The 24120-nt window shown below is 47.7% G+C and carries 21 protein-coding genes, 1 pseudogene and 2 riboswitches; of the genes and pseudogenes, 4 read left to right on the top strand and 18 right to left on the bottom strand.

Features of this window, described 5'->3' with window-relative positions:
* Nucleotides 1-13 precede the first annotated feature (13 nt).
* The 3 genes and pseudogenes from CEG13_RS01540 to CEG13_RS01530 form a co-directional block, all read left to right on the top strand.
* Nucleotides 14-265: pseudogene (locus CEG13_RS01540) on the top strand (carbohydrate ABC transporter permease); the annotation flags it as partial.
* A gap of 20 nt (nt 266-285) precedes the next feature.
* On the top strand, nt 286-1080 hold the full coding sequence (locus CEG13_RS01535) for an alpha/beta hydrolase (RefSeq protein WP_100010000.1): 795 nt from the start codon (nt 286-288) through the stop codon (nt 1078-1080).
* A gap of 47 nt (nt 1081-1127) precedes the next feature.
* Nucleotides 1128-2132 carry a LacI family DNA-binding transcriptional regulator gene (locus CEG13_RS01530; RefSeq protein ID WP_100009999.1) on the top strand — a complete coding sequence of 335 codons (1005 nt, stop codon included), beginning with the start codon at nt 1128-1130 and terminating at the stop codon, nt 2130-2132.
* Nucleotides 2133-2369: 237 nt separating this feature from the next.
* Here the strand turns inward: CEG13_RS01530 and CEG13_RS01525 are convergent, their stop codons facing one another.
* The 13 genes from CEG13_RS01525 to CEG13_RS01465 form a co-directional block, all read right to left on the bottom strand.
* Nucleotides 2370-3353: an NAD-dependent epimerase/dehydratase family protein gene (locus CEG13_RS01525; RefSeq protein ID WP_100009998.1), complete on the bottom strand. Its 984-nt coding sequence runs from the start codon at nt 3351-3353 to the stop codon at nt 2370-2372.
* A 71-nt stretch (nt 3354-3424) separates the two neighbouring features.
* Nucleotides 3425-4084, bottom strand: coding sequence for an RNA polymerase sigma factor (locus CEG13_RS01520; protein ID WP_100009997.1), 660 nt, complete (start codon nt 4082-4084; stop codon nt 3425-3427).
* Between the two features lie 489 nt (nt 4085-4573).
* Nucleotides 4574-5617, bottom strand: a complete 1044-nt coding sequence (locus tag CEG13_RS01515; RefSeq protein WP_100009996.1) for a ribonucleotide-diphosphate reductase subunit beta — start codon at nt 5615-5617, stop codon at nt 4574-4576.
* Entirely contained in the window at nt 5562-6032 is a 471-nt protein-coding gene (locus CEG13_RS01510; protein WP_100009995.1) for a flavodoxin, read from the bottom strand. Before CEG13_RS01510 ends, CEG13_RS01515 begins: the two co-directional genes overlap by 56 nt.
* Nucleotides 6029-8266 (bottom strand): ribonucleoside-diphosphate reductase subunit alpha, encoded by a 2238-nt coding sequence (locus CEG13_RS01505; protein WP_100010546.1) that lies wholly within the window; start codon nt 8264-8266, stop codon nt 6029-6031. Before CEG13_RS01505 ends, CEG13_RS01510 begins: the two co-directional genes overlap by 4 nt.
* A 126-nt stretch (nt 8267-8392) precedes the next feature.
* Nucleotides 8393-8580, bottom strand: a riboswitch (cobalamin riboswitch).
* Between the two features lie 284 nt (nt 8581-8864).
* Nucleotides 8865-9875, bottom strand: coding sequence for an NADP-dependent oxidoreductase (locus tag CEG13_RS01500; protein ID WP_100009994.1), 1011 nt, complete (start codon nt 9873-9875; stop codon nt 8865-8867).
* Between the two features lie 167 nt (nt 9876-10042).
* Nucleotides 10043-10822 carry an energy-coupling factor transporter transmembrane component T family protein gene (locus CEG13_RS01495; RefSeq protein ID WP_100010545.1) on the bottom strand — a complete coding sequence of 260 codons (780 nt, stop codon included), beginning with the start codon at nt 10820-10822 and terminating at the stop codon, nt 10043-10045.
* Between the two features lie 5 nt (nt 10823-10827).
* On the bottom strand, nt 10828-12399 hold the full coding sequence (locus tag CEG13_RS01490) for an ABC transporter ATP-binding protein (RefSeq protein WP_100009993.1): 1572 nt from the start codon (nt 12397-12399) through the stop codon (nt 10828-10830).
* A complete protein-coding gene (locus CEG13_RS01485; RefSeq protein ID WP_100009992.1) occupies nt 12386-12991 on the bottom strand; it encodes an ECF transporter S component in 606 nt (201 codons plus the stop codon). Before CEG13_RS01485 ends, CEG13_RS01490 begins: the two co-directional genes overlap by 14 nt.
* A gap of 12 nt (nt 12992-13003) precedes the next feature.
* Complete coding sequence (locus CEG13_RS01480; RefSeq protein WP_100009991.1) at nt 13004-13597, bottom strand: YkoF family thiamine/hydroxymethylpyrimidine-binding protein; 594 nt, start codon at nt 13595-13597, stop codon at nt 13004-13006.
* 91 nt (nt 13598-13688) lie between these two features.
* A riboswitch (TPP riboswitch) is annotated at nt 13689-13796 on the bottom strand.
* Between the two features lie 226 nt (nt 13797-14022).
* A complete protein-coding gene (locus CEG13_RS01475; protein WP_100009990.1) occupies nt 14023-14391 on the bottom strand; it encodes a hypothetical protein in 369 nt (122 codons plus the stop codon).
* A 155-nt stretch (nt 14392-14546) separates the two neighbouring features.
* Nucleotides 14547-14900, bottom strand: coding sequence for an SCP2 sterol-binding domain-containing protein (locus CEG13_RS01470; protein ID WP_239984533.1), 354 nt, complete (start codon nt 14898-14900; stop codon nt 14547-14549).
* Between the two features lie 19 nt (nt 14901-14919).
* Nucleotides 14920-15834, bottom strand: coding sequence for a DMT family transporter (locus tag CEG13_RS01465; RefSeq protein ID WP_100009989.1), 915 nt, complete (start codon nt 15832-15834; stop codon nt 14920-14922).
* A 242-nt stretch (nt 15835-16076) separates the two neighbouring features.
* Between CEG13_RS01465 and CEG13_RS01460 the strand changes: the two genes are divergently transcribed.
* Nucleotides 16077-17477, top strand: coding sequence for a DHA2 family efflux MFS transporter permease subunit (locus CEG13_RS01460; protein ID WP_100009988.1), 1401 nt, complete (start codon nt 16077-16079; stop codon nt 17475-17477).
* Nucleotides 17478-17767: 290 nt separating this feature from the next.
* Here the strand turns inward: CEG13_RS01460 and CEG13_RS01455 are convergent, their stop codons facing one another.
* The 5 genes from CEG13_RS01455 to CEG13_RS01435 form a co-directional block, all read right to left on the bottom strand.
* Entirely contained in the window at nt 17768-19312 is a 1545-nt protein-coding gene (locus CEG13_RS01455) for a solute symporter family protein (protein ID WP_100009987.1), read from the bottom strand.
* Entirely contained in the window at nt 19309-19656 is a 348-nt protein-coding gene (locus CEG13_RS01450) for a DUF485 domain-containing protein (RefSeq protein ID WP_100009986.1), read from the bottom strand. The genes CEG13_RS01455 and CEG13_RS01450 overlap by 4 nt, the downstream gene beginning before the upstream one ends.
* Before the next feature lie 113 nt (nt 19657-19769).
* A complete protein-coding gene (locus CEG13_RS01445; protein ID WP_100009985.1) occupies nt 19770-20528 on the bottom strand; it encodes a LytR/AlgR family response regulator transcription factor in 759 nt (252 codons plus the stop codon).
* Complete coding sequence (locus tag CEG13_RS01440; protein WP_100009984.1) at nt 20525-22279, bottom strand: LytS/YhcK type 5TM receptor domain-containing protein; 1755 nt, start codon at nt 22277-22279, stop codon at nt 20525-20527. The genes CEG13_RS01445 and CEG13_RS01440 overlap by 4 nt, the downstream gene beginning before the upstream one ends.
* Nucleotides 22276-23814 (bottom strand): solute symporter family protein, encoded by a 1539-nt coding sequence (locus CEG13_RS01435; RefSeq protein WP_100009983.1) that lies wholly within the window; start codon nt 23812-23814, stop codon nt 22276-22278. The genes CEG13_RS01440 and CEG13_RS01435 overlap by 4 nt, the downstream gene beginning before the upstream one ends.
* Between the last annotated feature and the right edge of the window lie 306 nt (nt 23815-24120).

Genomic DNA, 24120 nt, shown 5'->3' with positions numbered 1-24120 from the left:
CAAGCTTGCCAAGCCTATTCTGGACGTGCAGGTGACTCTGACATTCATAGCTTCTTGGAACAGTTTCCTGTGGCCGCTGATCGTCGCCAACGATCAGTCCCTTTACACCCTGTCAGTTGGGCTCGCACTGCTGCAGGATGAAAATGTCATCAATTACGGACTGCAGATGGCAGGAGCCACCTTTATGGTCGTGCCGATTCTAATTATCTTTATCATCTTCCAGAAATATATTTTGGAAGGGTTTAATGTATCGGGCATTAAATAGAAGAGGAGGAATTTCATTTATTGGCACGTATTGAATGTGAATTTTTCTCAGAAGTTTTAGTAAAAAACATGACGATGTCAGTGATTCTGCCGCAAAAGGGCAAATTTTATCCAGAATCTGAATCAGCAGCGGATCGCTATCCAACCCTGTTTCTTCTGCATGGGTTCAGTGATAACCATATGACATGGCTGCAAAATACATCACTGGAGCGGTACGCAGCGGATTACCGCCTTGCCATTGTCATGCCCTCTGCGGACAATAGTTATTATAACGACATGGCTAATGGCAGCAAGTATTGGACCTATCTCACGGAGGAGATTCCGGCTGCCGCCCGTTCCTTTTTTCCTTTATCTGAAAAACGGGAAGATAACTTTGTAGCAGGGCATTCCATGGGAGGGTTTGGTGCATTAAAATGGGGATTGAATTATCCTGAACAATTTGCAGCAGTTGCCAGCTTATCCGGTGTCACTGACATGGTCTTTCACTTGGAACGTGCTCGACCTTTTGCAGCGGATAAGTACAAATCTCTTTCCCTTGCATTTGGGGAAGAGACTATCATTCACACTGCGAATGATATTTTATGGCTGCTCGAACAGACGGATCGATTACATGAAAAAAAGCCAATGCTTTACCAGGCATGCGGTACAGAAGATTTTTTACATGAACATAATATGCGGTTTTTCCGTACTTGTAAAAAAACAGGGGTCGATCTCACCACAAACTTTGGTCCGGGGGAACATTCATGGGATTACTGGGATGATCAAATACGCGAGGTCCTTCAGTGGCTGCGAATAAACGTCAATCCTAAGGTATGATACGATAGAATCAAGAAAGAAAGTTCGGAAAGTTGGAGGAAAGAAGGATGGCAACGATTAAAGATGTAGCGAAGGTCGCGGGAGTAGCAATCTCCACCGCTTCCTACGCTTTAAACAACAGCACAAAAATAAGCCAGGCAACAAAAAAGAAAGTAGAAGAAGCGGCTAAATCATTAAACTACCAAAAAAACGGGTTTGCTTCTGATTTAAAGCGCACGAAAACCAATACGATTGCTCTGGTTTTAAGCGATTTGTCCGGTCCATTTTACTCGGAATTGATCCAGGGGGTGCAGGATATTACCTCGGCGAATGGCTATGATCTGATCGCCTGCAGCTCGATCGGCGGCCCGCAATCTACCGCTGTACGGTTTTTAAAGGAGAAGCGAGTAGACGGAGCGATTATCCTCGCTCATAACATCAGTGATGAGATCACACTGGAGTCTGCCAGAAAAGACTTCCCGCTTGTCGTGCTGGATCGCACCCTGGAAAATGAATTTGTTTACCATGTGGAGGCGGACAATGTCCAAGGGGCCTATACAGCGACAGAACATCTTATCCAGCATGGTCATGAAGATATTGCGTATGTCAGCGGACCGGCCATTTCGCATGACAGCATCAGGCGCTTTCAAGGTTACCAGGATGCCTTGAAAGCTCATGGAATTCCCTATCAGTCCAAGTGGAAATTCTCCGGAGACTTTACCAAAAAAGGCGGCTATCGTGCAACCAAATTGATGATTGCCCAGCGCGACTTGCCTGAGGGGATTTTCTATGCGAATGATGAAATGGCGATCGGAGGACTCCAGGCTTTCCAAGAAAACGGTATTGATGTTCCAGGAGATATTTCCATCATCGGCTATGATGACATCGAGCTGGCGGAATACGTGAATCCTCCCCTTACGACCATCAAGCAGCCAAAATATGATACAGGTGCACTATCCGTACATTTAATCTTCCAGCTGCTGGCCGGAGAAAAAGTTAATCATCATTACAAATTGCCAACTGAATTGGTTACCAGGCAATCGGTGAAACTCAAGACGAAGGTATCTGAATAGGCAGTGGAGACGACAAGGGGAGATATTGGTGGCTGTGGACTGTAAGACATCCAATTGCTGTTTCTATTGCTTTATCAATATAAACTCAACCCAAGAAGCGCTCTTCAAATTGGAGCTCTGCTGCATAAAGGAGATGATTCCGTCAATACAGGAACCATCTCCTTTTGATAAGTGACAACAGATTGAATAGAAAAATCCCTGCTAAGAACAAATGTATGTGCAATGTCTCAAATAGCACTATTTCCCGCTTTCGATTCTTTCCAGCACACGAAACTCTTTTTCCCTTTCCAGTCCCGCTTCCCATTCCCCATTCCGTTCATGTAAGCTCCATTCAAGTGTATCCATTATCGTTTCCTTCATGGGGCGGAAGCTTAACCCTGCATCAATGGCTTTGTCGCTATTCACCGACAACATCCCATTCATATTCAGGGAGTCAGGGAGCCAAAATGGCAGTTCTACCCAAGGCTGAACCTGATTTTCTTGTAAAACGGATTCCTCTGCCCAGCAAAGCTCTGTACTTTCTGGTGAAACTAGTTTTTTGCAAGATAGAAGAAAGTCTCTGAATCCCAGAGCCTCTTTCGGACCGACTGCATTAAATGTACCCTTCACGCCTTGCTCAATAGCTTCTATAATCCACGACGCTAAATCACGTACATCTATAAACTGAACTTTTTTACTCTGACCTATATTCGGAACGAGAATCCTTCCACCCTGCTTCATTCTCCATGGCCAATAGGTAAAGCGATCTGTTGGATCATCTGGTCCAACAATAAGACCTGGTCGAACAATAAGTGAGTTATCATAAAAATCATTGTTTACGATGACTTCACAAGTAGCTTTGTTGCTTCCGTAGTTGTCTTTATCCAGTTCATGGAGCGCATTTGTTTCGAACACAGGTCCTTTATCTACATTCTTATATGCACTGATACTTGAGATGAAAACATAGCTATTACAACGACCTTTTAATTGATCTACAGAACGCTGTACATTATTTGGATCTGTACCTGATAGATCAATCACCACATCCCAGTTATCCCTAAGCTTTTCGATGTCATCTGTACTGCGATCACCAACAATATGTGTGACACCTTTTACCTCGTTTAGGAATTCTGGATTTGTTTTTCCGCGATTGAATAATGTAATATCCATTCCCTTATTCAAAGCTTGTTCTGCGATATGCTTTCCTAAAAATAACGTCCCACCTAGCAATAGTATTTTCATTAGTCCAACCCCTCCCCTAAGATCGAGTTAATAATCCGTAACCCATCGCTTCCCTTGCCGATATAAAGAAGTTAAGCCACCATTTTGCAATCTAACGTGGAATAAGTTTGCTGCTGTTGAACGTACAAGGCAGGAATGGATGCATTGTCGGTAAGAAGGCTAGCGAGAAGCTGTATATCTCCATTTTGCAATGCTTGGCTATACAGCTTTACACGAAGCGCTTCTTCCTCATCTACAGAGTGATCTGCTTCCATATTTTGTCGAACATCATTTATTATCTTTTGCCTTGCTCGAAAAAGAGTTGCCTTCACAGCGCCTACACTCATATTTGTCAAAAATGCTATTTCCTTCAGGCTGCATCTGCATACATCTGATAAGAGAAATAATATTTGTTGGCTTATAGTTAGTCTGGTGACAAGCGTATTTAACACATGTGTGAAGTTTAAAGAAGTCATTAACTCAGTAGAATCCCCGAATTGCTGGCAGTTGTCCTCATACGGAATAGTTGACAGCTTCCTTTTACGAATCTCATCAATCCATGTGTTTCTGGCAATGGCAGTAAAGTATGCCTTTGTCAGTGATTTAGGTTTCTTTTTCCAGCTAATGTAGGCTTTTAACCAGGTTGTCTGCATAAGATCCTCTGCATCATGATGATTGTTGGTAAAACGCAAACAAGCCTTCCATGTTGAAGAGGAATAACTTTCCCACACCTCTTTAAACTTTATGTTCATGAATTACACTCCTTTTTAATCGCTCCTTTCACTTTTTTAACGAAAAATAAGAAGAAAAGGATACGGTTTTGGGGTGAATAATTTCTTGTTGATTATTAATTATATTATCAAAATTATTACTGATACGTTTAACATTCACAAGTAATATGAGCGGGATTGTACACGATTGGAATTTAAAAAGGGATCGCCCATGTCTTGAACGTAGATTTTCAGGGGTTGGAAACAAAGGAGATAAATTAAACAGATAAAGACACTCTCTGCCGAGTATCTTTATCTGTTAAACTTTTACTAATGTAAATTAAGATGCTCTTAACTGCTGGGATTCGGGAAACCGAGGAGTGTCTCGCGCTTGCGCTCATTCTTTCTGCGCTCAGCCACCTCCGTTCCGCTAAGTCCCCAAAAAATCACGCGCCCCCTCCCAGCGACCCACACACCATCTAACCAGCCCCACAAAAAAACAAAAGATACAGCACCCGCCGTATTCTCAGTCTACAAATCATCAAACCCATTCAAATCGCTCGTCTTCGTATACTGCCGCGATTTCTGCTCAAAAAAGTCCGTCTTTGTCCCATCAATATTATCAACATAAGCACGGATCCATTTCATCGGATTATCCACGTGTTCCGGATAAATTTCCTCCAGGCCGAGCATGCGCAGCATTTTGTTGGCGCGGTATTTGATATAGCCGGCCATCTCCTCCAGGTCAATTCCTTCCACATCGGCCAGCACATAGTTGGACCATTCAATTTCCAGCTCGGCCGACTCCTCGAAGCGGGTGTATACCCAGTCAATCAGCTCGCTGTTATTATATTCCGGGTTTTCTGCCAGTGTCGCCCGGAAAAGTTCGGAGATGAAACGCCCATGCTCGAGCTCGTCACGGTTAATATAGCTGATCATCGTCGAGGTGCCAACCATTTTGTTATGACGCGCAAGATTATAGAAAAACGCGAATCCGGAATAGAAGAACATCCCTTCCAGGAGCGACGTGTACACCAGCGTTTTCAGGATATTTTCCATGGATGGCTCTTCCACGAACGCATTGTATTGCTCTATAAGTTTCTCATTTCGCTTCAAAAGAACGGGGTCCTTTCTGCCGAGCTCAAAGGATTCGTTTTGTTCCTGCAGCGAGACCACCGACGACAGCACATAGGAATAACTTTCATTATGCACCGCCTCCTGCTGGGCGATCACCGCCATGATCGATTGCACAGAGGAATCGGTGGAATACAGTGACAGCAAAAGTGCCTGTCTTGTCTGCGGGCCATCTAATGTCGACAACAGCCCAATAATTTTCAGGTAGGACTCCTGTTCCGCTTCGGTCAGCTGAGGAAATTGCTTAATATCCCCCGACATGTTCACCTCGTCCGCCTGCCAGTAGTTTCCCACCAACCTTTTGTACATTTTATACCAATGCGGGTAGGCAATATCGTTCCAGTTTAAAATTCCACTCGCCTCACCTCCAAACAAGGCAGTTGATTTATTTGGATAACGCGGTTCCAGTGTTTTTGCTTTCTCGAGCAGCTTTTGTGCCACTATTGATCACTCCTCCTACCCAATTTTCGATCTTGCGTTCCTGGCTTCCCCGGGGCGACTGCTCCACTTTCAGGCCGGGCCATTTGCTGTGGTAAAAATGCTTGAGCTTATCCACCGCCAGGCAGTACAGATCGTCTCCGCCAAATTGCGTGTCCCCTGTTCCGAAAACCGCAATATTGTCCGGTTTATAGCCGACTTCAAGCACGAAGTCTTTCACTTCCTCCGGTGTCGATCCCTCTTCCCAGGTAAATGTTCCGAGAAAAATATAGTCATAGCGGGCTGCGTCAATCGGGGCATCGACTCCAATGCGATGCCGCTCCACCGCCATGCCCGCCTGCCTCAACCTACACTCAATAACATCTGCTGCTTCGTCCGTATTTCCGCTGTAGGACAAATAAGCAATCAGTGCTTTCAACTTTCACACCACTCACATTCTTCCACATCATTTGCCGTGGAACGGACATAGTACGTCGTTTTCAGCCCTTCCCGCCATGCCTGCAGGTGCACATCCAAGAGCACTGAAGCGCGGATCGTATTTGGCACATAGAAATTAAATGAAATGCTCTGGTCAATATGCCGCTGCCGTGCTGCATTTTGCCTGACCGACCAGCGCTGATCCAGGATATAGGCAGAGCGGCGGTAAATCTCATACGTGTGATGATCCAAATCCGGTGCCGTGAACGGAATCTTGAAATCTTTCTTTTCCTCATTGTAAAAAGGCCGGAATACCGGATCAATGCTGGCGGTGGATCCGGCAATCATCGAGGTGCTGGAATTCGGCGCCACTGCCATTAAGTAGCCGTTGCGCATACCGTGAGCCATTACGCCATCCCGCAAAGCCGTCCATTTTTTATCCGTGTAGCCTTTTTGCTCGAAATACGTGCCGTCACTCCATCTGCTGCCCTCAAACACCGGATAGCTTCCCTTTTCCTTGCTTAATTCCATGCTGTTTTTGATCGTCAGGTAGGAGATTTTTTCATAAAGCTCATCGGCAAATTCCACCGCTTCCTCTGTCTCCCATTTCATCTGTTTGCGAGCCAAGAGGTGATGCCAGCCAAATGTGCCAAGACCAATCGCGCGGTATTTCTGGTTTGTCAGACGGGCCTGCATGATCGGCAATGTGTTGATATCAATCACATTATCGAGCATGCGGACTTGAATTTTGATCAGGCGCTCCAGCACATCATCCGGCATGGCTTTCCCCAGATTAATCGAGCTGAGATTACAGACCACGTAATCGCCCGGCTTGTACCGCTTCACAAGCGTCCCTTCGTTTTCCATGAATTCCTCGATAAATTCACTTGGCGACTGATTTTGCGTAATCTCCGTACAGAGATTGGAGCAATAAATCATGCCCTCGTGCGGGTTCGTGTTATGCCTGTTCACCTCATCCCGGTAAAACATAAACGGGGTCCCAGACTCCAGCTGAGATTTCATGATCCGCTTCATGATATTGATCGCCGGCACCTTCCGTTTGGAAAGCTGCTCAGACTCGACGCACTCCTGATATTTCCTGCGCCACTCGCCATCGCCTTTTTCTTCATCATAAAAGTCTTCCAGCGAATAGCCCATCACCTGCTGCACCTCATGCGGATCAAACAGGAACCAGTCCCCGCGTGCCTCGACCTGCTCCATAAATAAATCCGGCAGTGTGACGCCTGTGAAAATATCATGGGCACGCCAGCGTTCATCGCCGTTGTTTAGCTTTAGATCGAGAAAGGGCTCGATATCGGTATGCCACACGTCCAAGTAGATGGCGACCGCCCCTTTGCGCGTCCCGAGCTGATCCACGCTGACCGCCGTATTGTTCAGCTGTTTGATCCACGGTACGACCCCGCCGGACATGCCTTTAAAGCCCTTAATCGAACTGCCGCGGCCGCGGATTTTTCCCATGTACACGCCAATTCCGCCGCCATTTTTCGAAAGTTTGGCTATATCGGTGTTGCTGTCATAGATCGACTGCAAGCTGTCATCCACTGTGTCAATAAAGCAGCTGGACAGCTGGCCATGGGTTTTTCCGGCATTCGTCAGGGTCGGTGTTGCCACAGTCATATACAGCTTGCTAAGCGCCCAGTATGCTTCCAGGACAAGCCCCGTGCGCCCCGCGGCAGGCTCCTCCTGCATCAGGTGCATGGCAATCACCATCCAGCGCTCCTGCGGCAGTTCATATGTATTTTTGGCATGATCGGTCGCGAGATACCTTGTCGCAAGCGTGTACAGACCGAGATAGTTGAACAGGAAATCTCTTTCCGGCTCGATGTGCTGGGCTAGGAGGTCGATTTCCTCTTTAGAATAGACATCCAGCAACTGGCTGTTGTAAATTCCTTTTTCCGTGAGTGTTGTCAGGAGGCCGTAAAAATCACCGTAGCGTCGGGCGGCCGGATCATAGTTGCGATTCTCTCCTGCCTGGCGGTAAAGCTCCTGCAGGTAAATCCGGCTTGCGACATAGGTCCATGCTGTGTTGGCCTCATCTATGTTTTCCAGGGCTTGCTTGATTAAGGTGTCAGCAATTTTTGCATCGGTTGCGTCCGGTTCGATGGTTCTTAATGCCTTTTCGGTGTAATTTTTTGGATCGACCGGCAGATCTTTCGTCGCCTGCTGGATCATTTTTTGAATCCTTTCTTCGCTTGCAGTGGTTGGGCTTAACATGTGCGTGACTCTCCTTTTTGGTGGGTCGGAGCGGGAGCCGGCAAAATCAAAAATGCCGCTCACCTCTGGGATGAACGGCAAAAAATGCATAGTTGTCCGCCTCAAATTCTCTCACCCCGAAGAATTGATTTCTGATGAGCCAAGGCAGGTATCCTGACTTATGCTTCCTCCTACTGGGGTCCTTCCCGTATTGCCAGCTAAAACTTACAATACAGTGGATTCCCGTTCATCCACACGACAGTTGCGGGGGCAGTTCCAGCTTACCTGGATTCCCTTTTCAGACAAGGTTTGTCACCTTTGCTCGAATACTATATATGGTGATTAATTTTGTTCAATCAATCAATATGTTGTAATTAATGCTAGCATAGTATTTTATCGAATGCAATGGTTAAGTGATAGTTTACTAGTAATTTTTGGATGGGGGCTGCTGCGGGGGTATGGGGCACTGTTTCGGGGTGAAGTTTTTGCTCTCGGGTTGATGTTGCGCCACTTCCGGTTGATTTGCTTGTCTTCGGGTTGATATTTACCCATTTCCGGTCGATATACCGCACCCAACAAATAAAAGCCACCCGCCAAAAGCGGGTGGCCAAGACACCATCTACTCCGGATCCGCTACTTTCACCAGCTGTTTCCCAATATTTTCACCAGAAAACAGCCCGAGAAATGCATCCGGAATTTTATCAAATCCTTCTTTGATCGTCTCTTCATAATGCAGTTCGTCTTGTTCCACTGCTTTTGCCAATTCCCGATACGCCTCACCGAAATGCTCGGAAAAATCGCCGACAATGAAGCCCTGCATCTTCACGCGTGATTTAATCAAAAATTGCTGCACGCGCAGACCGATATCCTTTTCGCCTTTCTCCAGATTATAAGTCGAGATCGCGCCGCAGACGGGCACACGGGCAAATGTATTCAAACGTGGCCATACATGATCGGAAATTTCCCCGCCGACGTTTTCATAATAAACGTCAATGCCGTCCGGACAAGTCTCACTCAGCTGCCCGCCAACATCGCCATTTTTATATTCCACGGCGGCATCATATCCGAGCGTCTCTGTGATATATGCGGCCTTTTCTGCTGAGCCGACAATGCCGACAACGCGGGCGCCCGCACGTTTTGCCAGCTGTCCGGCAACTTGTCCTACCGCACCGGCTGCCCCGGAGACCACGACCGTTTCTCCTTTCTTAGGCTCACCGATATGCATAATACCGAAATAGGCGGTCAATGCAGGCATGCCCAAAATGCTGAGCGCTGCGCTTGGCCGGAGCCCATGGGTCTGTACCTTGCTCACGTTTTCTGCTTTTTCCACATTGAATTCCTGAAAAGCAAGGTTTCCCCTGACAAGGTCTCCTTCCTCCAAATCATCACTTTTCGTTTCCACGACTTGAGCCACGATCCCACCGGCAAGCGGTTCGCCGACTTCAAATGGCGCAGTATAGGAAGGAGCGTCAGACATCCTCCCGCGCATGTAGGGATCCACTGAAACATAGAGGGTTTTCAGCAGCACCTCATCATCCCCCGGCGCTTCCCGCTCGATTTCCTTAAACTCAAACGTATTCTCATCAGGCATTCCGTTTGGCCGTTCCCGAAGTATCAGCTGCTGTGGCATTGCATGAATCCTTCCTTTCATTTGTTATCTGTATGGATAATTCCCTTCCATTTGCAAATGAAACCCGTTCATAAAATAAAGTAGAAATTTCATTTTATAAAGAAAAAAGCTCTTACCCATTTCGGGAGAGCTTTCTCTTATACATAAACGATAAGACTGGCATCACTTTAAAATTGTCTGCCGAATATTTTTAAATACCCTAAGTGATACGACAGTGCGAATACTGTCATCAAAACACCAATCATCAGTACGAAAAACAGCCAGTCACGCTTTCGGGCAACCATTTTTCGGTAATGTGTACGATCAGGATCACCTGTGAAGCCTTTGGATTCCATCGCGATGGCGACTCGCTCGGCCTTGCGGATGCCGTTGGCCAATAGGGGAATGGCATAACGGCGGAATTGATTGACTCTCCCTTTGATCCCTTGTTCCCGGGTGACGCCGCGTATCCTATGTGCCTGTCTGATAATTTGCAGCTCATGCTGGAATATCGGCAGGAACCGATAACCGGCCAGGATGCCATACGTGATTTTCGGGGATAGTTTACATTGCTGCATGAAACTGAGCATGAGTTTTGTTGAATCAGTAGTCAAAATAAACATTAAAGACAGTGCGCCGAAGCAGAGTGACCTGAGGCCAACACTTATACCTGTCTGAACACTCCCGGCCGTTACCTCAAAAATCCAAAAGCTAAAAAGCGTCTCGCCGCCGGAAAAGGTCTGATTGGCATAAAGCATGGTCGTCCAGGCAAAGCCCGAAGCAAGTATGAGAAATGGACTGAACAGCTTCAACCAGCGAGTAATCGGGATATCAGTCATGGTGAACGTGACGACCAGAATAAACATCAAATATAATAACGGCGTGAAGACATCATAGGTCAGACCGAGCAGTATTCCCGGAATCAATACAGCGACCATCTTGATGGACGGGTTAATGGATGAGATCATACAGGTCATCCCCCCTCCTTTTTCCGGAGCCTTGTCGGCAATCGCAGCCTTGCTCTGCGGATAAGCTCTTCTTTCTGCCAGAGAGAATCTGGTATACCATCGAATGCTACTTCCCCCTCTTTAAAAACAACGACACGGTCGGCGGCATCAGCAATATCCATATCATGGGTAACGAACACGATTGCCTTGCGCTTTGACTGCAGTGCCATGATATAATCCATCAACTCCATCGTGGTCGCAGCGTCTTGCCCGAATGTCGGCTCATCAAACAGAAGGATATCCGGTGTCGCATCAAGTACAGTCGCTACACTCAGTCTGCGCTTTTGCCCGCCGCTTAAGGCGAATGGATTGCAAGACGCGAGCTCCTTTAAATGGAACTGCTCCATTAACTCCCCGGCAGCTGTCTCCATTTCCTGTTCGGAAAGGCCATTCCGTTTCATGCCAAAGGTCAGCTCTTCATAGACGGTGTCCGTTATAAATTGATGCTCAGGATTTTGAAATACAAACCCCATCCGCTTCCGGAGTTCATTCTCTTTCCATTTTTTAAGCAGACGTCCGGAAAAGAAAACCTCCCCCGCATCAGGAGAAAGGAGACCGGCCATCACCTGAATCAAGGTGGATTTCCCTGCTCCGTTCTCTCCGGCGATGACCACAAACTCCCCGCAACGGACATCCATATTCACATTCTTCAACACTTCTTGCTTCCGTCGGGAAAAGGACAGACCCCGGACGGAAAGGACATATTCCGCCGATGGTGAAGTCTGTGTCCTGCTCTCCCGAAAAGCGGGCACCTCCGAGAACTCTCCCGGCAAAAACACGCCTTCCCGTTTTAGTAGCCGCTTCTGTTTCGTGAACAAATGCTTTGGAACATCATCTGCCAATAGGTGGCCATCACGCCCGATCAGCAGGATACGGTCAATCATTTCGAACCAATCCCTGGCCTGGTGTTCAATAATCAAGACAGACATCTGCGGCACATTTTGGATCTCTTCCACCAGTCGGATAAATTCCAGGCTGGATAGCGGATCCATATTTGCCGTCGGCTCATCAAGAATCAGGATTTTCGGTTCAAGCAGAAGGACGGCGGCAAGAGCGATTTTCTGTTTCTCCCCACCCGATAGTTCGTGGATTTTATGTCTCTCAAATCCTTCCATCCCGACTGCCTTCAGCATCTCCATAATCTTCTTGCGGATCGCAGAAGCAGGAATTTTTCTATTTTCCAAGGTGAATGCCAGCTCATCTTCCACCGTAATCATGCAGAATTGGCTTTCCGGATCCTGAAAAACAATGCCGATTTCCTTTGTAAGCTCTCCCCTCTCGAATTCCTGGATATTTTTTCCTTGAAAAAAGATATCCCCGGAAGCTGTTCCTTCGACAGCTTCCGGATACAGCCCGTTCAGACATAAGGCAAGACTGCTTTTTCCGGCACCACTCGCACCCATCAAAAGCGTGATTTCATTTTGGTTCAAGGTAAAGTTCAGGCGGTTAAACAATGGCTGCTCGATGATTTCATCATATGAAAATGAAAAATTTCTTACGTCAAGAACCGGCTGCTGCCTTCCATTAAGCCGTTTCATATTTTCGCTTCCTCTGCAGTTCTTTCCCCAAAGCATAACCGCGGAGAACACCGGTTTTGGCGAGCTGATCACTGAGCCATTTGCCAAGGACACCTGAAATCAGTGCAGCACTGATAATCCTCACGGCCAGTGTCGAGACAATCAGCCATGGTGCGAGGGCAATCATCCCGGCCGAATACAAATGCCAGGCAAAACTGACCACAGCAGCGGACATACCTGAAAGGACAAGAATCCGCAAACGGTAATCTTTCCAGCCGGTAAGGGCAAATACAAGCTCCGCCCCTGCCCCCTGAATGGCAGCGGAAAGAAGCAGACCAGGACCTGCCGCCGAACCGAGTAAAACTTCGACCACGCCTGCAATCAATTCTGCAGTGAAAGCTACTCCGGGCTTACGCAGGATATAGGCAGCCATAATCGAAACAATGAACCAGACGCCATAGATCACCTCATAGCCAAACGGTGCCAGTCCGAATGGCGCAAGAACATTGCGAAGTCCCTCGCCAACCAGAAAGAATGCTAAATAAATAACACCAAAGACCACCCCCAGGATGGACATCAGAACAATTTCTTTCAATTTCCATTGGTTCGTCATGAATCCATCCTCCTATGTCTTATTAGACGGACTATTCGCCGAAATGGTAAACGTCATGGTTACATGCGATACTTTTTCCTGAACACGGTCAAAAGACTGATGCAGTGCTTGGAAGATATCCTTCACATCCCCATCAAGCCTGGTCGCGTAATGGGCAGAACTCACCTTAATATTGCGGTGTTTGGAAAGATCAATCTGTTCATAAATCGCATCCATATAATCCGTCCTCCCCATCGGATAAAGGGAAAATTTACAGCCCGCTTCCCGGGAGATTTGACTGGATTTCTCTTCATTCAGCGGTGTATCCGTCTCGTCCATATAGGAATCCGCCTCTGTATCCCCCGGACACCCGATGGAGAACGTACCGCTCATCGCTACATGCTCCCCCGTCTTTGCCGCATGCAGGAAAAGCGCCTGAGTCACATCAAACACGTGCACCATCTTTCCGCGCACGCAGGTGCTCACGTCGTCTGTATCCTTCCATACTTTTGACGTATCCACTTCGTCCAGTGCCCCCAGAATAATATCGGCGAACTTGTCACTCATCGGGAACAGCGTAAACTGGCATCCCGCTATTCTGCTTGTTCCGCAGCTGTTGCTCGTCATGGTTTTTCTCCTCCTTATTTTAAATATAAAAAAACTGCACTCCCGCGGGAATGCAGTTTACACGTATATTCTACTGATGGCGTAGTTACGCCTGTCGTAAACTGCACTTCCCCACGCTGGTATTATCCAGATCGGGTTCAAAGGGTCAGATACAATATCCTCTCAGCCGCCACTATTGGCAGCTCCCCCAGTGCTTGTCGATTATGCAGTTTTTCTACCTTCAGCATAATAAAGTTTATAACTCTTGTAAAGGCAGACGGACAGCCCCTCTTGTACCATTTCTGCCATGTCATTCATGAAATCAAACGTGTTATACATGTTAAGCGACATTGCAGAGGCAGCAAAAACAAGCAGGACGAAAAAGATAAAGAAGCAAAATAAATGTTCTAAAGGAAAAGATTCCCGGTGCTGCATGGGAATCCATTTTACTCAACATTTATGAAAAAATGATAGTCAGCACTCCCACGAGACAGGTTATCCACCTCTTCATCCATCCACCACACTGCAAAGGAATAATAATAAATGCCTTTTTCTAAAGGGGCTTTAAAACTATTATTTGTAACACTTACTTCAACTTCCTCATTTTTACCTATCTGTAAAACGTGGAACTGATTCGGCTGTGGCTCATAGTCCATTGCAAACGTTATTTCTTCACCAGGTTTTACTTTAATCTTATCTTTTCCTTGCAATAACTGCTTTGAACCATTTGTATCAACACATGTTGATTGACCATTTCCATCCCAGCAATAACTGCCCAATGTCGTTTCAAAAGCGTTATTTTCTACTTCGATCATAGCTTTTGGAGGCTCCTTCCCAGCCATTCCCGAACAGCCAAAAAGGGTAATTCCAACAAGGGACAACAAAGAAACGAACCTAGTTTTCATTTGCATTCCCCGCTTTTGATTGTAATAGATAAAGAGCAAGGGCAACACACCCCCGCTCTCTTACCCTACTGCCTCAAATCATACTGTTTCAAAATCTGCTCCAATTTAATAGCCTTGCCAACATCCCCATCAATCTTCAACTTTCCTGTCATGAACGCAGTGGTCCCGTTCAATCTTCCCGCCAGGAAATTATGAAAGTTGGCGAACGACATTTTCAGCGTGGAGTCAGCAACAGCATCTGTTCCCGCAACAACGTTTGCCTTCCCCTCCTCCAGTTGCAGCTGAAAAATGCCTTCCTCCTCACCGAAAATATTAAACTGATAGATTCGGTTCACCCCTGAAATCGGCTCAGGATTTTCGTTAAAAACCCTTTCAACATTTTCCATTGTTTCTGACAGTGTTAAATGTTTTTCACCCAACTAAAACATCCCCTTTTGTTTAATTAATACGTTCTTCCTTCAATTCAGCTTGTGCCAGGGTCCTCCCCCTTCTTGCCACCAGCACAGCTGCATACAATACCAGCACAATCCCCATTACCTGCCAGCCGCTCAGCACATCTCCAAGGAAGAGCACTCCCGTGATCACAGCCACAACCGGCTCGGCTGTCGACAGGATGGATGCCCTTCCTGCCTCCAAATAGGTCAAACCCGTTGTATACAACCCGTATCCTGCAACCGTCGCTACCAATGCCAGCAGCACCGCCGCCAGCCAAACATCCGGGTGCCGAAATTGCCCCAGCTTACTGGTTATATCGCTCGTCAACAGCAAAAAAATACTTGTGTAAAAAAATGTATACGTGGTGATCGTGAGTGCGGAGTATCTTATTGTAACCGGCTTGCTGAATATGCTGTACAATGCATAGCAAAATCCTGACAACAGACCCATGCCAAGTACCCCAGCAGAAACACCTGCCTGGCCAAATGGCAACAGCCCTGCAGCAAACGCGCACCCGATGATGGCAAGCGCCAGCGCCCAGCCCTTTCGCATTGTCAGCGGCTCTTTGAAAAACACACGGGAAAGAAGCATGACAAACAGCGGCCCGGTATACAAAAGCGTTACCGCCAGCGACAAACTCGCTTGGGAGAAAACTTCAAAATAAAAATAGTTAAAAAAGGCAATGCTGAAAACTCCCGCCCCGGCAAAAAAGAGGTGATCCTTGGCCCGCGTCCGCAGCTGGCTGGGCCGCACCAGCCCCATAATTAGGATCAGGAAGACAAACGTGAACACCGCCCGGATGGCGACCACGTCCCAGGCCGTGAATCCTCTTTTCTGCAGCGGCGCAACAAATAATCCGATTAGCCCCCAGCATGCCGCTCCGAGAATAGTAATGAGATAAACTTTCCATCTGGCCATGCGTCTCCCTCGCTTTGCCTCGATTCCTATCTCTACTATAGCGCAATTATGGAAAAAGTGAAATAATAAATTGCAGTGCTTCCGATGGAAATTTTAAGCTGTTTTTCTGAAGTTTTTGCGTCATTATGATAAACTTGTGAGTAATTGAACACGACAAAAACATACGTATGAACACAAAAAGCTGGGAGATTTACTCTCCATGCGCTTTTTTTTGCCACAGATTAAAAACAGGAGGAATTCCGATGAATACAGCCCAATCCAATTCACAAAAAGAAAATTATATCGTCGTGGCCATCGTGCTGTCATCCATGTTCCTGTTTACCTTCACCCAATTTCTCCTGATTACGGCCTATCCGACGATTATGGAAGACTTTGGGATCAATGCAACACAGGTGCAATGGCTGACCACCGCATTTTTGCTCACCACTGTGATATTTATCCCGATGACCGGGTATTTATCCGATACATTTTCGACAAGAACACTGGTGATTTTTTCTCTGATTACGCTGGTGGCGGGGACAATTATTGGGATTATCGCGCCAAACTTTGTTGTGCTCGTATTTGCCAGAGTCGTGCAGGCGATTGGTGCGGGGATCATGATGCCGCTCGTGCAGACCATTTTGCTGGCGGTTTTCCCCCTAAATAAAAGAGGCTTTGCCATGGGACTCTTGGGACTGGTGGTTAATGTCGCGCCGGCATCTGCCCCTTCCCTTTCCGGCATCATCATTGATGCGTTTAGCTGGCATGCGTTGTTCTGGGTCATGCTGCCACTGGCACTGATCGCGTTGTTTGCAGCGTGGTTTTTCATGAAAAATGTCACGTCACAGCGTCCTTCCCAGCTGGATGTCCTATCTATCGCCTTGTCCGGACTTGGATTTGCCGGAGTTATTTTTGGTTTCAGCCGGGCCAGTGTGGTAGGAATTGGGCATTGGAGCGTCATAGGGTCTGTGGCTGCGGGGCTGATCCTCTTGGTGATCTTTGTCTGGAGACAACTGAAAGTCAAGGTTCCGACATTGAATCTGCGGGTGTTTCGAACCCCTGTTTTTGCCATTTCCACGGTGCTGGTATTTTTGGTCGCAATGCTGTTATTGTCAGCAGAAACGATATTGCCGATGTTTGGCCAGATTGTGCTTGGGACTTCTGCATTTACCTCAGGTGCCGTGTTAATTCCGGGGACGGTACTGCTTTCGGTCATGTCACTGGTCGGCGGGGGCCTGTTTGACAAATATGGCGGCAAAGTAATCACGATCATCGGTTTTGCATCCATTCTTGTGTCAACGATTTTATTTAGCACGATGGGAATGAACACAGAGCCTTATATGATCATTATTTACTTCTGCGTATTTATGTTCGGATTCGGGCTGACACTGATGCCACTCGTAACGTTGGGCATGAACGCTTTGAATGATGAGGAAATTGCGCATGGATCGGCAATTGTCAATACGGTGCGCCAGTTTGGGCTGGCGTTTGGGGTGATTGTACTGACGTCGATTATCAGTTTTCGTGTCAGTGGGTCTGATTTGTCTCAAAGTGAGGCTACTTTGGCCGGGGGAACAGATGCGTTTATTGTGATGAGTGCGCTGGCTTTTGTAGGGTTGGTTATTTCGTTGTTTATTAAAGAAGGGGAGCGGGATAGGCAGTGAGGTCGCGCGATTTGGCGTCCGGCCCGCGCGATTTGCCGTGCGAATCGCTCGATTACAGCGGAAGTTCGCTCGATCTAACCGTCCACTCGCCCGTTTCGAAGGCATGTTCGCCCGACTTCCGGGTCCATTCGCCCGATTTGGACTGTTACTCGCCCGATTTACCATGCAGGTCGCCCGATTCCGACGTGCACTCGCTCGATTCCGACATCTGCTCTCTCGATCCCCGCGGACACCCACCCCATCAACAATAAACAAAAGCCCCGCCCCACCCGGGACGAGGCACCACCTCCTTAATGACTTGCACCACTCGACTTATACCCAGTATTCGCTTTGACTTTCACCTCTGCATAGCGTTTCAGATCATTCTCCTTAGAAAAAATCGTCCCAAGATAACCGCCTAAAAAGCCTAATGGCACAGAAACGAGTGCCGGATTATCCAGCGGGAAGATCGGTTCTCCGGTAAACAGAGCTGCTCCCTCTACAGGTGAAAACACACTCGGGCTAATCGCCACCAGCACCAATGCGGAAATCAGTCCGCTCAGCATCGCAGTAACTGCCCCTGACGTGTTGAATCGTTTCCAGTAAACGGTGTACAGGATTACCGGCAAATTGGCACTTGCCGCAATACAGAAAGCGAGCGAGACTAGGAATGCCACATTCAGGTATTGCGCGAACAATGCGAGCACAATGGCCAGCACCGATACGGCCAGAGAAGCTACACGCGCGGCCACTACCTGCTCTTTTTCCGAGGCTTTCCCCTTCTTGATGATTTGGCCATATAAATCATGGGCAAATGCAGAAGCTCCTGAGAGCACAAGGCCTGCGACAACGGCCAGGATCGTGGCAAACGCGACCGCTGAGATAAACGCGAACAGGAAATCTCCGCCCAAGGCCTGTGCCAGCAGTGGCGCTGCCATATTTCCTGCCGGGTTTGCCTGGAGAATCGCACTCTCCCCGACAAAGGCAGCCGCGCCAAACCCGAGAAACAAGGTTAAAACATAAAAGATACCAATCACCCATGTTGCCGTGATCACCGAGCTTCGTGCCGTTTTGGCATCCCTTACGGTGAAAAAGCGCATGAGAATATGCGGTAATCCGGCAGTACCAAGAACAAGCGCGAGCATGAGGGAGATCGTCCCCAGCGGCTCGGTATACTGCAGCCCCGGCTCCAAATAGGCCGCTCCATGACTGGTAGCTGTCTTCATATCCGTGAACATTTGCCCAATGTTAAAGTTAAATCGCAGCAACACGAGAAACGACATGACCAGCATACCTGCCATGAGAAGCACGGCTTTCACAATCTGCACCCAGCTTGTCGCCGTCATTCCCCCAAACAGTACGTAAATCGTCATCATGACACCGACAATCAGAACGGCCAGCCAGTAATCGATTCCGAATAAAAGCTGAATCAGCGCACCTGCCCCAACAAGTTGTGCGATCATATAGAAAATGCTGATCGTCACGGTGTTCAGCGCTGCGGTTCCCCTTACTTTCCGCGCATCAAAACGGGAATTGATCATATCTGCAAGCGTGTATTTTCCCAGATTTCTCAGCGGTTCGGCAACCAGAAACATAACAACCAAATAGGCTATCAAAAAGCCAATGCTGTAGAAGAATCCATCAAAGCCATAAAGGGCAATCGCCCCGGCAATACCCAAGAAAGAAGCGGCCGACAAGTAATCCCCCGAAATGGCGAGCCCGTTTTGCAGCCCGGACAGCCCCCCGCCAGCCGTATAGAAATCACCGGCGGTTTGCGTCTGCTTTGCTGCAAAATAGGTAATCACCAGCGTCAGGAGGACAATCGCCAGAAACAGAATAATGACTGTCGCACTCATTTGTCATCGCCTCCTTCCTGCATTTTTTCGAGGATCTCATCTGCCTGCTTATCAAAGGAATTCGCCTTCTTCACATAAACGATGCACAGCACCCATGTCATCACAAACTGCGCAAAGGCAAACAGCCAGACCCAGGAAATATCCCCAATTGCCGGTGTGTTCAGGAACGTCGTGTAAGATGTCAAAATCGGCAGCAGAAAATAAAAGACCAGGAAAAAAATCGTCCATGGAATGATAAATTTCTTTTTGTCCTGCATAAATTGTTTGAATGAAGAGCTTTGAACCACTTTTTCGTAATCGATCTCTTTTTCCGTCTGCTGCCTTTTTTCTTTTTCTAAAGCCATATGTTTCCTCCTTTTTGTAAGCGCTTACTGAGAGTATAAAGAAGAAGAACCCATTTGTGGGGAAAATCCGCTCAATGGTCGATATGCATGCATGAATGGTCGCCATCCGTTCATCAGTTGCTGAAAATAGTAAATAATTGCTTCCTCGCGGCACGGCTTACTGGTATCGTCGTCTGGTTTTTATCCTTTAAGGTCACATTGCTTGTGCCATTAAACCATGGCGTAATTTCCTGCACATGATTCAGATTCACCAGATAGCTCCGGTGTGTCCGGAAAAAGGAATGTCCCTTAAGTTTATCTTCTAATTCCTGCAGGGTCATTTTGCTGACGATCACCTGATCCTCTGTATGTATTTCCAGCATCCGTTTAAAAGGGACAGCATAATAGATCGATTCCGGTGCCACCACGATCATCCGCTCCTCATCATCAATCAGCAGTTTACCCGGCGCCGGTGCCCACTGATGCTCGGAGGCAGCCGCTTCTTTTTTCGCTTCCAACTGGTCCAGTTTATTGCGCGCCCGCTGCATCGCTGTCTGAAAACGCTCCGCATCATACGGCTTTAGCATATAGTCGACCGCTTCGATTTCAAATGCTGTCACGGCATAATCCTCGTAAGCGGTGGTGAAGATGAACAGCGGCGGGTCCAGGTAAGCAAGTTCGGTAATCTTTTTCGCTGCCTCCACCCCATGCATGCCCGGCATATGAACGTCCAGAAAGATCACATCGGGTTCATGCTCTACGTATAAGTCGATTAGCTGCTCTCCTGTTGCGGCAACAGGGCAGGCAATCACATCCGGCTCATTTTCCAGTAAATACATCAGTTCCTCCCGTGCCAGCTCTTCATCCTCACAGATCATCACATGTATGTTCATTGCGCAACCTTCTCCCTTTTAACTGGAATTTGAAAACTCACTACACTACCGCCCCCTGGCAGATTTCTTGCCACAAGTCGCGCTTCTTCCCCCAGCAGGCTGATCAGACGCTGGTTGACATTGTATAAACCTGTTCCGCTGTTTTTCTTTTCCGTCCTGACTGCCTCCCCGGCCTGCCGGATAACATCCTCCGGGAAACCAATGCCATTATCCCGTACGCTAACCAGGACGTGGTCACCAACTTTCTCCATACTTACATCAATTTTCCCGCCTTCCGTAACCGCAGCCAGCCCGTGCTGCACACTGTTTTCGACAAGAGGCTGAATGGTCGATGGCGGAATGGAAAGCTCTTTCAGCCCCTCCGGCTGCGAAAATCGGATCTCCAAACGGCTGGAAAAACGCCGCTGAATGATATCGATATAGGCCTGCACATGCTCACATTCTTTTTCCAGGGAAATCAGCTGTGCAGAGACTAATTTTATATTAAACCGCATAAAGTGAGCCAGCTTTACCGTGATATGACGGGCCCCGGCGGGATCTTTACGAATTAGTGCGGCAATCAGATGAAGCGTATTAAACAGAAAGTGCGGATTGATTTGCGCCTGCAGATTGCGAAGCTCAGCATCACGGCTGTACAGTTCCAGCCGCTCCCCTTTAAACGTCTTCAGCTGATTGGAAATTAATTGCCCAAGACCCCTTGCCAGCATCTCCTCCACCGGACGAATTTGCTGGGCTTTCTTAAAATACAGCTTAATCAATCCTGTCGCTTCATTTCCTTCCATAATCGGAATGATGATCGCTGCCTCCAATGGGCATTTTTCCTGCTGACACTCGATCTCCTCCTGGGAATGAGCGATAAGCATCTCCCCCGCAGCAATCGCCCGCTTGGACAGTGCGGTGGTAATTTGATTGCCCACCAGATGATGGTCGCTCCCCAGCCCGCGATGTGCCATGATTTCCTTTTCCGTTGTGACACTAACCGCCGCCAATTGCAGCCGCTCATGCAAGAGATCGGCAATACCATTGGCCCGCTCAGCAATCGAGTCGTTTTTTAAAAAAGGAATGGCTTCCTCTGCCAGTGCCAACGCCTGTCTCGCCGCCTGGGCCGCCTCATTTTCCTGTTCCCTGAGAACAATCCCGATCATCGCGGTAAAAATTGCAATTGCAATACTGTTGGACAGCACCACAGGCAAGCCAATCGTGTTGACGACCGCAATCATATCCCTTGCCCCAGTATCGAAAATCAGCAGGAAATGAATCAGCAAAATTGGCGGGAAAACACCTATGAACAGGGCCTTCATCGGTGAGATTACCCTTTCCCGGGAAAAGAACCGGGCGGTATACCCTGCCAAGAGCCCAGTCAGCGGGTTGACCAGACTGTTGGCCAAAAAGCCGACTCCGCCGAGCAGAAACAGATGCGCGCCGGCAATGATCCCAGCTCCGACACCAACCAGCGGCCCGCCCAAAAGCCCGGCAATCACAATCGCAACAAGACTGGAGCTGACTACCATCTGATCATCCTCCACTGTCCAGATGAAGTCCCTCAACACTGTGAAATCTTCCGTTATCACAACCCCCGTAATCGTGCCGGCAACCCCAAACAAGCCAAACACCCCGGCATGAATCAGCGCCATCTTCCCACTGAACTCCCGATAAATCAGCGAACGGAACCCTGGAATTCTCGTCAGTACGAAAGCAATCACCAATAACAGGCCCAGCCTTTCAAACAGCGTAATCGTCAGTTCCATCATCGGCGATCACCCCCTGCACCGGTGTGCGCCTTTACGGTGAATTTCGCGAAATCTGCGGCATTCTCTTGTGGTTTTCCGGAAAATACCGTGCCTAAATAGGCGCCCAGAAAACCGAGCGGAATAGCGATAATGCCGGGATTATTGAGTGGAATTAACGGCTCATGTGGAATCCAGCCGTCAACCGGATGCATAATATGCGGCCCAAACAGGACCAGAACAAACGCCCCGACAAGTCCACTAATCATCCCTGTAACAGCCCCAGCCCGGTTAAAACGCTTCCAATAAATCGTGAAAAGCAGGACCGGCAAATTGCTTGATGCTGCAACAATAAAAGTTAAAGAAACTAGAAACGTCACATTGATGTTTTTCAACCCAAGCGCAAACAAAGTGGAAACCAGCCCAATAATGAATGCCGATACCTGCGCTGCGCGAACCTGCCTTTTTTCCGTTGTCCGCCCTTTTTTCATGATGTGGTAATAAATATCATGGGAGAAGGCAGTCGTCGCAGAAATCACCAATCCGGCAACTACAGCCACAATCGTCGTAAAAGCAATCGCCGAGATAAACGCCATCAGAAAATCACCGCCCAGCTGACCGGCCAAGAGAGGTGCCGCCAAATTGCCTGTCGGATCAAGCGTGATCAGCTGCTGATACCCGACCAGCGCCACCGCACCAAGTCCCAAAATGAGGGTGATGATGTAAAACAGTCCAATGATTCCGGTGGAAGTGAGCAGGGATTTCCGCACTTCCTTCGTGTTTCGGACGGTGAAAAAGCGAATCAGAATATGCGGCAGCCCCGCCGTTCCGAGAATTAAAGCAAGCTGCAGTGACAGGGTTTCCAATGGTTCATCAAATAAATTTCCAGGCAGAAAAAACTGCTCACCCAGCGGAGTGCCGAGCTGCACCTCTTGAATCAGTGCCGCTACGTTCCAGTCAAACCGGGAAAAGACAATCAGTGACAGTAAAAAGGTCCCGGACAGGAGCAGCACGGTTTTCACAATTTGCACCCAAGACGTCGCAAACATCCCGCCAAACACCACGTAAATCGTCATCAGACTTCCAATAATCAAAACTGAAGTGGAATAATTAATATCCAGCAGCAACCGGATCAAGAGCCCCGCCGCAACGAGCTGGGGAATCATATAAAGCACGGAAATCACCAGTGTGCCCACAGCCATCGTTCCTCTTACTCTATCAGATGGAAAACGCGCGCAAATCACATCCCCGAGTGAATATCTCCCCAGGCGATGCACCGGCTCAGCAATAAAAAATAAGACAATTAGGTAGGAAACCAAGAATCCAATCGCATACAAAAATCCATCAAACCCGTTTAGTGCCACCGTTCCGACAATCCCCAGAAACGACGCCGCACTGATATAGTCCCCGGCAATTGCCATACCGTTCTGCATTCCTGTCAGACTTCCGGCCGCAATATAAAACTGATTCGTCGTCTTGCTCTGCCTCGCTGCCCAGTAGGTGATGATTAACGTGCAGACGATGATGCAGAGGAAGAAGAGCAGATAGGTAATGTTCATGTTGTCACCCTTTTATGGGAATCTGATGTCGCCTTTCTTATATGTATCATGGTTTAAATATAAATTATTAAGAATAATAGGTAAAGTAGGAGGGTTTTTGGGTGTAGTGCTCTCAGACGCTCAATAGGTTTATAAAATAAATAGGGTCAATTAGCAAAAGCGTAAGGAGGAACTTATTCAAACCGTTTCAAGCTAAATATTAAAAATCCCGAAAAAAAGACAAATTTTATTCTTCTATATGTATAAGACTACGAAGAAAAACAGAATTAAAACGAATGAGAAATGAAAATTGAAATCTTGTTATGT

This window comes from Lentibacillus sediminis, from assembly GCF_002763455.1.
Lineage (GTDB): Bacteria > Bacillota > Bacilli > Bacillales > Amphibacillaceae > Lentibacillus_D > Lentibacillus_D sediminis_A.
The sequence above is the reverse complement of the archived record's forward strand: the minus strand, read 5'-3'. Positions and strand labels throughout refer to the sequence as shown.